Source organism: Microbulbifer sp. ARAS458-1, assembly GCF_045348205.1.
Lineage (GTDB): Bacteria > Pseudomonadota > Gammaproteobacteria > Pseudomonadales > Cellvibrionaceae > Microbulbifer.
This window is the reverse complement of the sequence record NZ_CP155838.1, coordinates 3298333-3313560: the sequence shown is the minus strand read 5'-3', so window position 1 is coordinate 3313560 and position 15228 is coordinate 3298333. Positions and strand designations below refer to the sequence as shown.

Sequence of the window (15228 nt, the reverse complement as noted above, 5' to 3'; positions counted from 1 at the left end):
GCAGAACGTGAAAAAAGACGACTCGAAGCGCACGACCAATGACGCCGGTATTCCGGTAGCCAGTGACGAATACTCTCTGACAGTGGGCGCCCAGGGCCCCATCATTCTGCAGGATCACTATCTGATCGAGCAGATGGCCAATTTCAATCGGGAGCATATTCCAGAGCGCCAGCCCCACGCGAAAGGTTCCGGTGCTTTCGGGCACTTTACGGTTACCCGGGACGTGAGTGCATATACCAAGGCTGCGGTATTTCAACCCAATACCAAAACCGACACACTGATCCGGTTTTCTACCGTGGCCGGAGAGAAGGGCAGCCCGGACACCTGGCGCGACCCACGGGGTTTTGCACTTAAATTTTATACCTCCGAGGGTAACTACGATCTGGTGGGTAATAACACGCCGGTATTTTTTATCCGTGACCCGATGAAGTTCCAGCATTTTATCCGCTCCCAGAAACGCCGCGCGGACAACGGATTGCGCGACCACGATATGCAATGGGACTTCTGGACCCTGTCGCCGGAGTCTGCCCACCAAGTAACCTGGTTGATGGGTGACCGTGGTATTCCCAAGTCTTATCGACATATGAATGGCTATTCCAGCCATACCTATATGTGGGTGAATGCCAAAGGAGAACGCTTCTGGGTGAAATATCACTTCAAGTGCGACCAGGGTGTGGAGTGCCTGACTCAGGAAGAGGCGGATCGTATTGCCGGGCAGGATTCTGATGCACACCGTCGCGACCTGTTTGAGGCCATCGCCAGCGGAGATCACCCCAGCTGGACACTACACGTGCAGATCATGCCCTATGAGGAAGCCGCGAACTATCGCTTCAACCCTTTTGATCTGACCAAAGTGTGGCCGCACGGAGACTACCCGCTGCACGAAGTTGGCAAACTGGTGCTGGATCGCAATCCGACGGATTTCCACACCGAGATCGAACAGGCGGCGTTTGAGCCCAACAACGTGGTACCGGGTATCGGTTTCAGTCCAGACAAGATGCTGCAGGCACGGGTGTTCTCATATGCGGACGCCCACCGCGCGCGTATGGGGGTCAACTACAAACAGATCCCGGTAAACCGGCCAAAATGCCCGGTACACAGCTACAGCAAGGATGGTGCGTTGCGGGTCGACAATGTTACCGATCCAGTATATGCCCCCAATAGCAAAGGAGGGCCCAGTGCAAACCATAGCTACACCGAGAAATGGGAAGCCAGTGGTGAATTTATGCACGCTGCCTATATCCCCCACAAAGAGGATGACGATTTTGTGCAGGCAGGTACGCTGGTGCGTGAGGTCATGGACGATGGGGGCAGGGAACGCCTGGTGTCCAATGTCGTGGGGCACCTCTCCGCTGGCGTCTCCGAAGAAGTCCTGAAGCGCGCTTTCGAGTACTGGCGCAACGTGGACAGGGACATCGGTGACCGTATTGAGAAGGGCGTGAAAGGGCAGTGATCAAGGGGCCCGCACTGCGGGCCCTCTGTTTTTCCGCCGGGCTGAGCCCGGCTACCCGGCTCTCCTCAGCATCCGCTTATCGCACCCGTTCTCACCTTATCGAATCCCCCCTTGCAGCCGGGCCGACAATCTATTTGAATGATCGGCGCGTATAACAATATGACCGGTCGACCGGTTCTGGCTGTCAGGTGGAGTCTCTTTTGTCGAATACGTCCGTGCACCGCACTCTATTTCCCTTGTTGTTCCTGCTGCTTGTAAGTGTGTTTACGGGCTGGAGCACACTGTCTTCCGCTCAGGAAACGGCCAGTGGCGACCATGTAAACGTTCGCTGGCTGGCGCCGGATACCTTCGGTCCCGGTGAGGAAACCATTGGTTTTTACTTCGAGGTTGATCCCGGTTGGCACGTCTACTGGCGCAACGCTGGCGATTCCGGTGCTGCACCGCGCTTTGATTTTATCGGTGCCAGCGGCAAGGTTGGCGAGATCCAGTGGCCGTTCCCGGTGCGTTTACCCATCGAGCACCTTACCAACCTCGGCTATGAAGGTGACGTGGCCTACCTGTTCACAGTGACACCGGAAGCCGAGCGCATGGAGCTGGTGGTGAATCTGGAGTGGCTGGTGTGCAAGGTGGACTGTATCCCCGGCTTCGGTGCCATGAGCCTATCGCGCCCGGTGGCGGACCAGGTGGTGTGGCCGCAAGGCGACAGAGCGCTGCGAGATCGGTTTGCCGCGCAGATTCCGCTTGCGGTCAGCGGCAATACCGGTTTTCCCTGGTCTGTGCGGAACGTTACCGCGGAAGCGGACGGCGACAGTCTGCAGCTGGTACTGGAAGCGGGTGAAGGCGCTTCCTCGGAAGCGCCGGCGGTCTTCCCCCTCGATGGAAACCTGCTGACCGCCAAAGCCCCTCAGATTGCACAGTCCGGCAGCACCACCGGCTACACCTTCCAGCGGGTGCCCGGTGCGCCCTTACCGGACAGCACCGGTTTTGTGATCAGCGATGGCTCTCGAGCCTGGCAGCTGGAGCAATTAGATATTCAGGCGGCGGCCACTGCTGCGCCGAGTCCGGTGGATGGCGGACAGCCTCTATGGCTGCTGGTGCTGGCGGCCATTGCCGGAGGGGCCATTCTCAACCTGATGCCCTGCGTGTTTCCGGTGCTGTCGATCAAGCTGTTTGGCCTGGTCGGCCCGGAAAAGCACGCCGGTGAGCGTCTGAACGAGGGCCTGCGCTATGCCGCCGGGGTTCTGGTGACCTTTGCTGTGCTGGGAGCGCTGCTGCTGGTTCTGCGGGCCGGTGGCGCAGCGATTGGCTGGGGATTCCAGTTGCAGTCGGCACCGGTGGTGCTGGGGCTGATTCTACTGTTCTGGGTTATGGCGCTGTCGTTCAGTGGTCTGTACGAGTTTGGCCATCACCTGATGAACCTGGCCGGAAACAGCCGCGGGGGATCTTTTGTCACCGGCGTACTGGCGGTATTTGTGGCAGCTCCCTGTACGGGACCGTTTATGGGTGCCGCGCTGGGTGCCGCCACCTTACTGCCGGCATACGGCGCCATGGCGATCTTCCTCGGGTTGGGCATCGGGCTTGCATTGCCGTTTGTTCTGCTGTGTGCTTTTCCCGCGTTGCTAAACCGCTTGCCGGCGCCGGGGCCCTGGATGGAGACCCTGCGTCAGTTCCTTGCTTTCCCGCTGTACGCCACGGTGATCTGGTTGCTGTGGGTGCTGGGTCGCCTGGTGGGTGAAAGCGGTTGGCTGATTGGGGCCATGCTGATGCTGACCATCGTGTTCGCTTTCTGGCTCGGGCGCCATGGGTTCCGCGGTAGCCGCTGGCTTGCCTGGGGGCTGGTGCTGGCGGCACTGGTATTGAGTTTTGGTGCCGCCAACAAGCTGCAGCATAGTGGCGCCGCAGGAGCGGCACTGGCGCAGGAGAGCAGCAATTGGCAGCCCTACGATCGCAGTGCGATCAATCAGGCGCTGTCCCGTGAGCAGGGCGTATTTATCGACTACACCGCAGCCTGGTGTATTACCTGTCAGGTGAACAAAAAGCTGGTGCTGGAGTCCCAGGAAGTTGAGGCGCTGTTCCGGGAGAATGACGTGTATCTGGTGCGGGCCGACTGGACCGACCAGAACCCGGAAATCACCCGGGCACTGGGGGAGCTGGGAAGAAACTCGGTACCGGTTTACGCCTGGTATGCACCGGGAGAAACGGAGCCAGTATTGCTGCCGCAGATTTTGAAGACGGACATGATTGAAGCCCTATTCGACAACAAGTAATTTTTTACCCTATTTTCAACCAAGAGGATGCGTCATCGTGAATACTCAGCGTGTAAGTGGTAAACGGTCTTTTCGTCAATTTATCAGCAGTGTCGCGCTGTTTGCGCTACCGGCGTTGGCAATGGCAGTCGCGGTCCCCGGCGAGCAGGCACCGGCGTTCAGTGAGGTGGATGCAAAAGGCGAGACCCGCAGCCTGGAAGACTACAAAGGTCAGTGGTTGGTGCTGGAGTGGTTCAACAAGGACTGCCCTTATGTGAAGAAACATTACGGTAGTGGCAATATGCAGGCACTACAGAAAAAGTACACCGACCAGGACATCAACTGGCTGACCGTTATCTCTTCTGCGAAAGGCAAGCAGGGCTACCTGGAACCGGCGCAGGCATTGGAAGTGGCGGAGAGCCACAAGCTCGCGGCAAGCGCTCCCTTCCTGTTGGATACCGACGGCAGTATGGGGCGCGCGTACGGGGCCAAGACTACACCACATATGTTTATCATTAACCCGGAAGGGCAGGTAGTTTACGCCGGTGCGATCGACGATAACGATTCCGCCAATCCCGCGGTCATCCCCACCTCCAACAATTATGTGGCCGCAGCATTTGATGCGGCACTGAAAGGCGAGCAAGTGGCGGTGGCTTCGAGTCGTGCATACGGCTGTAGCGTCAAGTATTGATTTCGTTATTGCTGAATCACAAGTCGTGCAAATAAAAAGGCCCTCGGGGAAGTATCCCTGAGGGCCTTTTCAGTTGGTGCTCTTAGTTCCCGGGTACGGAAATCAGTTCGCCGTACAGGTGGGCTCTACATAGCTTCCGGTATGAGTACCCTGTAAACCGAAGCTGGCACTCGCACCGGGCTGCAGGTTGCCGTTCCATGCCAGATTGCTAACGGTGACCAGAGTGCCCCCATTTTCTGCGGTGAAGTTGCCACCCCAGCCGCTGTCAAAGGTATTGCCCCCGCTGAAGTTCAGTTTGACCTCCCAGCCGCTTACCGCGCTGTCGCCGTTGTTGGTGACAGTGATGGTGTTAAGTACAAATCCGTCTGTCCAGCTGTCGGCTTCACCGGGTACACAGGCAATGTCGGATTCCGGTTCTGGATCCGGTATCACTTCATCAACCACCTGAATCTGTACACTATCCGTTGCAGACAGCTCGATACCCGCGCTGTCCAGCGCGACAAGCTCTAACAGGTAGCTACCTGTTGCTGCCGGTGCGGTAATGGTGGTGGGGCTGCTTTCCGCACTGGCGACCAGGCCACCATCGATATAGATGTTGGCACCGCTGCTTTTGCGCTGGTTGAAAGCGACGGTGATTGTTTCTTCTACCAAGTATTCACTACCGGAAGTCGGCGTCACGATATCCAGCACCGGATTATCATTGCCGTAAAACTCGCTTACCGTAATACCTGTTTCACTGCTGCCAAGTGGCACCTGGTGATCCAGGCCTACAAACTTGCCATCCGTGTTCTGCCACAGTGCCGGTTTGAGCAGCGCGTACTTTTCTTCATCCCAGGTTTTCCAGTCATAGCCCCAGAGACCGCCGGTATCGCCGGAGTTGGGGTTCAAGCACCAGAAGGTGTGGTGCAGCTTGTGCTCCACAATCAGATCGCGGGCGTAGGTCATCCATTTTTCGTTCTGACCGCCGTCCATAAAGCCGCCCCATTCACCGAACAGCAGCGGCGAAATTCCCTGTTCATACAGGTAGAACCAGTTGTCTCTCCAGGCGTCCTCCATCAGGGATTCATAGGTAAAGTCCGGCTCAAACCAGGGCTGAAGGTAGACCGACGGACCGTAGATATGGGGTGAGTAGACTAGCTGATCCTGGTGCGGGCCGAGATCGATCGGGTGATCTGCCACACCGCGCAGGTTGCCGCCCCACCAGTAGTTGTGAAAATCTTTACTGGAATCGCTGTCCCAGGTCACGCCGTCCTTCGGGTAAGACTCGATGCCTTCGCACAGAACCAGCACGTTGGGATTGATGGCGAGAATACGCTTGGACGCAGTTTCGCAGGCGTATTTCCAGTTGTTTTCGTCAGTAGAGCTGTCCCACTTGGCGTAGGGAGAATCCGCCCAGGGTTTGCCGTGAGGCTCGTTCTCAATATCGAATGCAATGACGGTGTCATCATTTTTATAGCGATCCGCCATCCACTCCCAGGTTTCGTAGAAAATTTCGGAAGTGAGCTCTTCGTTGTACCACATGGGCGCGAAGTGACCGGAGTTATCCGCTTTGGCACTGTGTACATCCACCATGATTTTGACGCCGTACTTTTTCGCAAGCGCCACTGTGGTGTCGAAAATCTCAAGTGTGGTTTTCCCGGCAATCTCCGGGTTGGCGTAGTCGTTGATGCTCGGCACTGCGGCCATACCGCTTTGCCACTCGTAAATCAGTTCCGTGGAAATGGGAACACGGAGAATATTGATACCGCGGCTGGCGATATCCGCCATAGCGTTTTCGAGGTTTATTGCCCACAGGCCGTGAAATACCCGCTCACTGGCGTTGAATCCGAACCAGTTGGCGCCGGTCAGCCATACCGGGTTGCCCTGTTGATCGACAATCTGGTTGCCTTCCACACGCAGCCAATCGTCATCTGGCAGTGCCTCGGAAAATGACGGAGCAGAGAGGGACGCGGCCAGCGCAGTGGCCAATGAAAGTGTTGTCAATGTCTTCATTGTATTTTCAAGACTCTAATTAATATTTGAAGAGAAACGGAAAAACACCCGACAGACGCGATGTCTGTCGGATGCTCATTGTGGGTGCTACCGGATATCAGTCAGCGCTACAGGTTGGCAGGGCGAAGTCGCCATTGTGTCCGCCCTGGAAGCCGGCACTGGCAGAGGCGCCCGGTTGCAGGTTTCCATTCCAGGCGGCGTTGGTGACGCTGACGCTGCGGCCATCAGAGGACAGTTGGAACTCGCCGTTCCAGCCATTCACGATGCTGATGGGGTTGGCAAACGTAAGCGTTACTTCCCAGCTGCTGATGGCGCTATCACCGTTGTTTTCCACAACGATGTTATTGATGACAAAGCCGGTGTTCCAGCTGTCGGCAGTGTCCACGGAGCACTGCACACCTTCTCCACCACCGGAAGATTGCTCTTCCACGACGATGGAAACGCTGTCGGTAGCGCTAAGCTCTTCACCATCGTCCACAGCGCGCACTTCGATCACGTGGTTGCCGAGTGAGGGGGCATCAATTACCAGGTCGGTGGCACCATTGGCACTGCCGGTGAGCGCTCCGTCCAGGTACAGGTTTACACCGTCTGCATATTGCAGGGTGTACTGCACGGTAATGTCTTCCCCTTCCTCAAAGGTACTGCCGTTGGCCGGCGAGGTGATGCTGACCGCAGGGATGGGCGGGGACTCTACATCGATGGTCACGGTGGCCGGTGCGGAAACAGCGCCGGCATCGTCACTGACGGTGTAGGTGAAGCTATCGATGCCGAAGAAGCCGGCATCCGGTGTGTACAGCAGTTCTGCGCCAGTGCCACTCAGGCTGCCGTTACCCGGGGAGGTTTCCACGGTGTAGCCGGTGATGCTGCCGTCGCGATCGCTGCCGGACAGGGTTACCATCACCTGAGACTCGAATCCGGTTTCAACGAAAACGTCGTCAGCCACCGGAACACAGTTCACACCGGAGCTGCCGCCGCAACCTTCACCGGGCTCCTCACCCCAGACCAGATTGCCGTCGTCGTAGAGGGCAATGCGCGGCGCTTCTTCACGGCTGCTGCCGTAGTTGTCCCAGGATGGATCATTGCTCTGATCCCAGGGCAAACCTTCGCGCACGCCAATCCGGAACTGGGATTCCTTTTTGCTATCGGACTGGCCGCCGGGGAAGATATCCACACCCTCGAAAGACACTTCGACGTAGTAGATATTGTCTGCGGGATCACCCCAGGGGTGCGGGCCGGTAAAATCACTGCCCTGGTTGTAGGCGGTATTCAGTTCCAGGTCGCTGGCAGAATAGCCGGCATCCACCAGCTCGGAAATATCCACCCAGTAACGCAGGCTCAGGTTGTCGGTCAGACGTGCCGGCCAGGCGCTGCGGTTATGCGGGCGCGCGCTGATTTCGGTGTGGCGCGGGCCGGTGGAATTCAGCTTCGCATCTACGAAGAATTCTGTATCCCGCTCTTCCGGTGCCGGGAAGCTGTCTTCCGGAATCGGGTTGCCGCCAAAGTCCATCCACAGGCGTGCCAGGGCGCCGGTGAAGCCGGCGTTATAGTCGGTGGTTACTTCGTTGAGAATGTAATCGCCGCGGTCATTTTCAAACCCATCACTGGCATCCGGACCGCCCACCAGTGCACCCACCAGAGTGTGGCGGTTATCCACCGGGTCAGACAGGCTGTCGTTCCAGGAGCCGTGTGCGGTGCGGTGGTGCGGTGATGTGGGATACACAGAGCCGTAGCCGATCTGATAGCTCATATTCATCGGGTTGTCGCCGAGCAGATATTCCATCTGGCTGACGGCGAAGTCGTAGTAGGTCTGTGCCTTGGGGTTGTCCGCATCGTTTGCTTTCAGGTAGTCGGAATAGATCAGCGCGATGAAAGCGGTGTTGGAGGCATAACGGGCGGCGCCCCAGCGATCCAGGTGCGCCAGGCCACCGGGGGTATAGGTTACGCGGTTGCCTTCATAGCCGGTGGTCCAGTAGTCCAGCCAGCGCTCGGCGTCAGCGCGATACTGGGGGTTGTCGGTGAGCATAGACATCAGCACGTAACTGCCATAGCCCTTGTCGTCCCAGGCGTGGGTCCATTTGTAAGAGCGCACTGGCGACTGTGGCTCGGTCGAGAGGTTGTCGTAATAGCTGTTGGCTTTATCCAGATAGGACTGGTCGCCTGTGGCGCGATAGAGCCACGCCGCACCCCAGACCAGCTCGTCGTTATAACCGCTCCAGGAATTGTAAAACGCGGTGGCATCGGTGATGCAGTCGCTATATTTCCCGCGATAGTTATCAGCAAAGCTGTAGAGTTGCTTGGCGTGCTCCAGCAGGGTCGCTGAATACTGTGGGTCGGAATTTTCGAAAACCATGGAAATCGCAGCCAGTGCCGCAGCGGTTTCACCGGCCAGATCCGAGCCCGGACAGTTCTCGTCAATTTTGTAGGATGGACGTGGCATCTGCATCACTTCCGCAGAGCCCCACCAGGCGTGATCCACCGCACCTTCACCCACCTGTCCATACAATTCGTTCGGCGCGGTATGCGCCTTTACGAAATAGTCAGCGACAAATTTCAGGTTATTTTTCAGATGTTCGAGCTGACCGGTCTGTGCATAGGCCGCCTGGTTCTCAATGGCACCCCAGGCGAGCATGGTCGCTGTTGCTGCCATCGGGAAACCGAACTTTACATGGTCGCCTGCGTCGTACCAGCCACCGGTGAGGTCTACGTTGTTGTCGGCACCATCCTGCATGCCGGAGTCGCCGCGCCATTCGTTACGGTTCCAGCCAGGGATGGGACCGGATTGTTGAGCCTCATAAAAATAGATGGATTTTTGCAGTGCTTCACCGTAGTTGGCAGCGACGGCACCAGTAGAAAACAGGCCGATGCCCGCCATGCTTACACCGGCGATCGCGGCTGCAAGCGGTTTTGTGGTTCGAGTCATTCGCTTCATGGGACTTCCTTCATTTTTGATTCTTTATCTGCGGGCAGGATCAACTGCCCAGCGAATCTATAGTTCGCAACAGAAGGACGTGTATGTAACCGCTGCTGGAATGAAATTTACGCCAGCGTTTTTGAAGTGTGACGAGATCCCCGTTGCCATGGCGACGGGGTTAAAAAGGGGAGGGAGACTTCGATTTTTTGATTAAATTTTTACAGCGTCGACAGGGTTTTGCACATGGCAGAAGTGAGCGAACTTAGGTCGCCTGTACTAATTATGTATGGGGGCATGGTGTACACGAGCTTTCCAAATGGCCTCAACCAGATACCTTGATTGATCAGGCTTTCTTGCACGGTTGTATTATTTACGGGCTTTTGCATTTCCACGACACCAATGGCGCCGAGTACCCGAACGTCGGCAACGCCCTCGGCATTTTTCAGTGGGGTCAGTTCCGCTTTCAGTTGGGTTTCAATTCGATCAACCTGCTGTTGCCAGTTTCTTCGCAGTAGCAAGTCGATACTGGCGTTGGCCACGGCGCAGGCCATGGGGTTGCCCATAAAGGTGGGGCCGTGCATGAATACACCGGCTTCGCCGTTGCAGATTCCGTTGGCCACCTTGTTAGTGCACAGGGTGGCGGCGAGGGTCATGGTACCGCCGGTGAGGGCTTTGCCGAGGGTGAGGATGTCGGGGGATATTCCGGCGTGCTCGCAGGCAAACATTTTGCCGCTGCGGCCGAAGCCGGTGGCGATTTCGTCGGCGATCAGGAGCAGATCGTATTGGTCGCAGAGTTCACGCACACGCTTCAGATACTCCGGGGAGTAAAAGCGCATGCCGCCGGCGCCCTGGACAATGGGTTCGAGGATGACGGCGGCGAGGTCTTGGTGGTTCTGTTCGATCAGTTGTTGCAGTTCGGCGGTGTCTTGCTCTGTACAGGGTTCGTCAAATTTTGGTTTGGGGGCGGGGGCGAACAGGTGTTGGGTGAGCTGGCTGGCGAACAGGTGGTGCATGCCGGTGACGGGGTCACAGGTGGCCATGGCGCCGAAGGTGTCGCCGTGGTAGCCGTTGCGCAGCGCGAGCAGTTTGTTTTTTTCCGGGTTTCCCTGGGAGTGCCAGTATTGCAGGGCCATTTTGATGGCGACTTCGACGGAGACGGAGCCGGAGTCGGCGAGGAAGACTTTCTGCAGTGGCTCCGGGGTGAGGGCGACGAGTTTTTTGCAAAGTTCGATGGCGGGTTCATGGGTGAGGCCACCGAACATGACGTGGCTCATTTTTTCCATCTGGTTTTGCATGGCGGCGTTTAGTTCGGGAACGTTGTAGCCGTGCAGGGTGCTCCACCAGGAACCCATGCCGTCGATCAATCCGCGTCCGTCTTCCAGGTAAATTCTGACCCCTTCGGCGCGTGCGACGGGGTACACGGGCGGTGGATTAATCAAGGAGGAGTAGGGGTGCCAGATATGGTTTTTATCGAACTCTAAATCCATCATGGTTTGGTGGAATTCTTCTTTATCAGGTTTTGTGGCGGCCGGTCGCCGGGTATTCATTTTCAGAACCGCTGTGAACCCATCCCTGGGCGCTGCGGCGCAAACATCCTGTTTGCGACGCTTCTGAAAATGAATACCCGGCGCCCGCCCTTCGCATTTGATTTCTGTACTTCGTAAGCCCTGTTTTATCGTCATTCCGGCGCAGAGCCTGTGCCGGACTTGATCCGGTACCGGAATCCAGAGCTACGAAGCCGCTAATCAAGCCAATTCCCGCAGAACTTTAAGCGGCGGCTGACTAACCGCACTGCGACACGCCAGCGTACCCGCGGTACCAACCAGCAATGCCCCAACCAGCGGCCCGATCAGCCACAGTCCCGGGTGGAAATTAAACGGCATATCAAAGACCCGCTGGGTCAGTACCGCCAGTGTGGCTTCGGTCCCAAAGGCAGCGAGTAATCCGGCGGCAATACCCAGCAAGCCGAACTCGATCATCAGGCTGCGCATCAGCAGTTGCCGGCGGCCGCCCAGTGTGCGGATTACGGCGGCTTCCTGCAAACGTTCGGCGATGCTGGCGCGGACCCCGGCGATCAGTACGAGTACGCCGGCGACTAACATGAGCGCGAGAACGGACTCGACGGCGATGGCGACCTGGCCGATGGTTTCGCGAATATTTTCCAGGATTTTGTCCAGTTCGATGATGCTGACGCTGGGGAAGTTTTTCACCAGTTCGTTGACGAACAGTTTGTCTTCCGGCGGCAGGTAGAAGCTCTGGATGTAGGTGGCGGGGAAGGTGTCGAGGCTTCCCGGGGCGAACAGCATGAAGAAGTTGGGGCGCATGCTGTTCCAGTCCAGGGTGCGCAGGCTGGTGACGGTGGCTTCGGTTTCGAGGCCGCCGATGGAGAAGCGCAAGATGTCGCCGAGTTGGAGACCGAGGCGGGCGGCGACTTCGACTTCGACCGAAACACCTTGGGGAGAGACGCCTTTGTTGAGGTCTTCATCCCACCATTCACCGGCGACAATTTTATTGTCGGCGGGGAGGGTGTCGGTCCAGCTCAGGTTGAGTTCGCGGCGGATGGCGCCGGTTTGGTGTTTCCGTTCGTCCACAGGGGTGCCATTTACGGCGATAAGTCGGCCGCGCACCATGGGGTAGAAGTCGGTGCCTTCGAGGTTTTTGCCTTCCACTTTTTGCTTCACGCCATCCAGCTCGTAGGGGGCGATGTTGACGAGGAAGTGGTTGGGGGCGTTTGCCGGGAGTTGCATCTGCCATTCGTCGATCAGTGCGGTGCGCGCGTAGTACATGGCGAGCATGGCGAGCAGGCTGGTGCCGAAGGCGGCAATCAGCAGAGTATTGAAGCCGGCACGGCGTTGCAGGCTGCCCAGTGCAATACGCCAGCTGCCGCCGAGGGACGCGAGTCTTCCGCGCACCAGCAGGCGGTTGATCAGGGCGGCGCCAGCCACGAGCAGGCCGAGGCCGGCGAGCAGGGCGACGGTGATGGCGATGCTGCCGGAGAGCCACCAGATCAACAGCAGCATGGACAGGGGGCCGGGGGTCAGGCCGAGCCATTCCCGCTTGTCCGGATTGCTCCAGTCCTGGCGCAGGGTCTGCATGGGGGCGGTCTGGGCGAGGCGGAACAGGGGCGGCAGGGCGAAGCCGATCACGCAGGCGACGGCGGTAGCAAGACCCACGAGCAGAGGTTGCAGGCCGCTGGGGGGCGGGGTAACCGGGAAGAAGCCTTCCAGCAGGTTTACCGCCTGGGACTGGATGAGGGAACCGAGGGCGAGACCGATGGCGGTGGCGATCAGGGCCAGGGCGGTCATCTGGCCAATGTAGATTCCGAGTATTTTGCTCTTGCCGGCGCCGAGGCTTTTCATCACCGCCACGTAGTTGGCGTGGCGCAGGCCGTAACGGCGGGCGGCGAGGCCGACGGCAACACTGGCGAGCAGTACCGCGAGGCTGGCCGCCAGAAACAGGAAGCTCTCTGCGCGATCCAGAGTGCGGGCGACACGGGGTTGGCCCTCTTCCAGGTCGATCACCCGCTGGTGGTCAGTGAGCTGGGGTTTGAGCCAATCGAAATACTGGTCGAGAGTCGAGTCGTCACCGGCAAACAGGTAGCGATAGGTGACGCGGCTGCCGGGCTGCAGGATGTTGGTGGCGGCGAGATCCGACTGGTGCATCATCACGCGCGCGCCCATGGAGAAGAGATTGGCACCGCGGTCCGGTTCGTGGTCGAGGATACCGGCGACCCTGAGATCGGTGTCACCCAGCTGCAGGTCGTCGCCGATCGACAGATTCATCAGCGGCAGCAGGCGCGCTTCCAGCCACACTTCTCCGGGAGGTGGGCCCTGATGGATCTCGCGGGAAATGTCATCCGCACTTGCACGCATTTCCAGGTGGCCGACCAACGGATAGTCATCACTCACGGCTTTTACCGAGGCGAACTGGAATTCATCTCCGGCGGAGAGCATGGAGGCAAAGGTGGTGGTCTGGGCCTGCTTCAGCCCCAGTTCATCGGCTTTGGCCAACCATGCCTGTGGGACTTCCTTGCTGCTCTGTACCACCCGCTCTGCAGCCAGGAAGCTCTGGGACTGGATATGCATGGCACGAGTGAGTCGGTCGGAAAAGTGGGCGATTGCGGTGACACAGGTGACCGCCAGCACCAGGGCGGTGGCAATGAGAGCCAGTTCACCGCCGCGCCAGTCGCGGCCGAGGAGTTTCAGTGGCAGCATCAGGCGGACACCTCCGTCTGATCACCAAACTGATCTCCTAAAAACGAGTCGGGAATATCGGCACTGGTGATTTCACCGGCGGCCATGCGCAGGTGGGCACCGCAGCGCTCGGCGAGGCGCTGTTCGTGAGTGACCAGTACCAGGGTGGTACCGGTCTCGGCATTGAGGTTGAACAGCAGGTCGATGACTTTCTCACCGTTATTGGCGTCCAGGCTGCCGGTGGGTTCGTCGGCGAACAGAATGCCGCTATTTATTCCGGAAGAGGTGTCAGAGCTCTGGTTGGCAATACTGCGTCCGCCGGCAGCGATACTACAAAAGGCGCGGGCGATGGCGACGCGCTGCTGCTCGCCACCGGACAGCTGGCGCGGGTAGTGGTGCAGGCGATGGCCGAGGCCGACGCGCTCTAAAAATTCCTCGGCGCGCTTGCCGGCGTTGCGCTCGCCGCGAAGTTCGCTTGGCAGCATGACGTTTTCCTGCGCGGTGAGGCCGGGCAGCAGCTGGAATGTCTGGAACACGAAGCCGACACAGCGGGCGCGCAGGGTGGCACGCTGCTCTTCGTCCATGGCGGTGATTTCCTCGCCCGCGAGCCAGATCTTGCCTTCGGTGGGGCGATCGAGGCCGGCCAACAGGCCCAGCAGGGTGGATTTGCCGGAGCCGGAAGCCCCGGTGATAGCCAGGCTCTGGCCGGGGGGAAGTTGCAGGGAAATGTCGTTCAGAAGGGTCAGCGGGCCTTCGCTGGTACTGACGCGGTGTTGAAGGTTTTCGGCTTTGAGCATCACTGACATGGCAAGTCCCTGTAATTCCTGCAAAATGTGCGTGTTCAGAAGTGGAGAGTATGACATGGCGGCAGTTTTTTTCCGGCACCTTGCCCCCGGTTTTATCGTGTGTGGTCTGCTGTTGACCGCTTTGTGTTACGGGTACACGGCGAGAGCGGATGAGCCGGCTGCAGAAGAGGGCACTCTGTTGATACTGGGAGATAGTATCAGTGCGGCCTATGGCCTGGATGAGCGCGAGGGTTGGGTGCAGTTATTGCGGGACCGGCTAGCCGAACAGGAGCTGGCGGTGAAGGTGGTGAACGCCAGTATCAGCGGGGAAACATCCGCCGGTGGCCTGACCCGTTTGCCACGCTTACTGAGTGAGTATTCACCCGACTGGCTGGTGCTGGAGCTGGGGGGCAATGATGGTCTGCGCGGTTACCCACCGCGGGCGCTGCACAACAACCTGGCGCGGATGGTGAAGCTGGCCCGGGAAGGGGGCGCGGAGGTGCTGATTCTGGGTATGCAGATGCCGCCAAATTACGGTAAGGCGTACACCAAGGCGTTTGCGGCGGTCTATCCGAAGGTGGCCGAAGAGCAGCAGGTGCCGCTGGTGCCGTTCTTTCTGGAGACGGTAGCGCTGGTGGAGGGGGCGATGCAGACCGATGGTATTCACCCCACGGCCAAGGCACAGCCGGCTCTGCTGGATCATGTGTGGCCCTGCCTGGAAGCCATTTTAAAAGCTAATGAGGATGCTCGGTCCGATAGCCTGTGCACTTCCTGATCGGAAAGCGTACAATCGCGCCCTGATTTTTGCTGGGGCTCCATTTAGTGGTGGGGCTTCGTAGATGGCTCCGGGGCGGCCCTGTCCCCGGTGAAGCCATTGCGGGACACGCTACGAGTTCATCCATGAACGCTCGGCTGTGGCCATCCATGGCCACAGACGGTCCCGCAATGGCTTCACCG

9 protein-coding genes are annotated in these 15228 nt (G+C 58.5%); 4 read left to right on the top strand and 5 right to left on the bottom strand.

The genetic code is table 11. From position 1 onward, the window contains the following. Positions 1 to 7 precede the first annotated feature (7 nt). The 3 genes from AAFH99_RS13840 to AAFH99_RS13830 all read left to right on the top strand — a co-directional run bounded on the left by AAFH99_RS13840 (position 8) and on the right by AAFH99_RS13830 (position 4390). A complete protein-coding gene (locus tag AAFH99_RS13840) occupies positions 8 to 1453 on the top strand; it encodes a catalase (RefSeq protein ID WP_406828004.1) in 1446 nt (481 codons plus the stop codon). A gap of 200 nt (positions 1454 to 1653) precedes the next feature. Then, entirely contained in the window at positions 1654 to 3720 is a 2067-nt protein-coding gene (locus AAFH99_RS13835) for a protein-disulfide reductase DsbD family protein (protein ID WP_406828003.1), read from the top strand. A gap of 37 nt (positions 3721 to 3757) precedes the next feature. Further along, positions 3758 to 4390: a thioredoxin family protein gene (locus tag AAFH99_RS13830; RefSeq protein ID WP_043318596.1), complete on the top strand. Its 633-nt coding sequence runs from the start codon at positions 3758 to 3760 to the stop codon at positions 4388 to 4390. Between the two features lie 102 nt (positions 4391 to 4492). Here AAFH99_RS13830 and AAFH99_RS13825 read toward each other — a convergent pair whose 3' ends face one another. From AAFH99_RS13825 to AAFH99_RS13805, 5 genes are all read right to left on the bottom strand, one after another. Continuing rightward, positions 4493 to 6382: a cellulase family glycosylhydrolase gene (locus tag AAFH99_RS13825; protein ID WP_406828002.1), complete on the bottom strand. Its 1890-nt coding sequence runs from the start codon at positions 6380 to 6382 to the stop codon at positions 4493 to 4495. A gap of 97 nt (positions 6383 to 6479) precedes the next feature. Continuing rightward, positions 6480 to 9311, bottom strand: coding sequence for a glycoside hydrolase family 9 protein (locus AAFH99_RS13820; protein ID WP_406828001.1), 2832 nt, complete (start codon positions 9309 to 9311; stop codon positions 6480 to 6482). Positions 9312 to 9511: 200 nt separating this feature from the next. Next, the gene (gene bioA, locus AAFH99_RS13815; protein ID WP_406828000.1) at positions 9512 to 10783 is read right to left on the bottom strand and encodes an adenosylmethionine--8-amino-7-oxononanoate transaminase; all 1272 of its coding nucleotides are present in this window, start codon (positions 10781 to 10783) and stop codon (positions 9512 to 9514) included. A 255-nt stretch (positions 10784 to 11038) separates the two neighbouring features. Then, entirely contained in the window at positions 11039 to 13507 is a 2469-nt protein-coding gene (locus AAFH99_RS13810) for an ABC transporter permease (protein WP_406827999.1), read from the bottom strand. After that, on the bottom strand, positions 13507 to 14292 hold the full coding sequence (locus tag AAFH99_RS13805) for an ABC transporter ATP-binding protein (protein WP_406829182.1): 786 nt from the start codon (positions 14290 to 14292) through the stop codon (positions 13507 to 13509). Before AAFH99_RS13805 ends, AAFH99_RS13810 begins: the two co-directional genes overlap by 1 nt. Positions 14293 to 14347: 55 nt before the next feature. Between AAFH99_RS13805 and AAFH99_RS13800 the strand changes: the two genes are divergently transcribed. Further along, entirely contained in the window at positions 14348 to 15046 is a 699-nt protein-coding gene (locus tag AAFH99_RS13800) for an arylesterase (RefSeq protein ID WP_406827998.1), read from the top strand. Positions 15047 to 15228: the final 182 nt, after the last annotated feature.

What these genes read in the sequence shown, in the direction of transcription:
- AAFH99_RS13825 (WP_406828002.1), bottom strand. Translation starts at nt 6,382, where the DNA reads ATGAAGACATTGACAACACTTTCATTGGCCACTGCGCTGGCCGCGTCC.
- AAFH99_RS13820 (WP_406828001.1), bottom strand. Translation starts at nt 9,311, where the DNA reads ATGAAGCGAATGACTCGAACCACAAAACCGCTTGCAGCCGCGATCGCC.
- bioA (WP_406828000.1), bottom strand. Translation starts at nt 10,783, where the DNA reads ATGATGGATTTAGAGTTCGATAAAAACCATATCTGGCACCCCTACTCC.
- AAFH99_RS13810 (WP_406827999.1), bottom strand. Translation starts at nt 13,507, where the DNA reads ATGCTGCCACTGAAACTCCTCGGCCGCGACTGGCGCGGCGGTGAACTG.
- AAFH99_RS13805 (WP_406829182.1), bottom strand. Translation starts at nt 14,292, where the DNA reads ATGTCAGTGATGCTCAAAGCCGAAAACCTTCAACACCGCGTCAGTACC.
- AAFH99_RS13800 (WP_406827998.1), top strand. Translation starts at nt 14,348, where the DNA reads ATGGCGGCAGTTTTTTTCCGGCACCTTGCCCCCGGTTTTATCGTGTGT.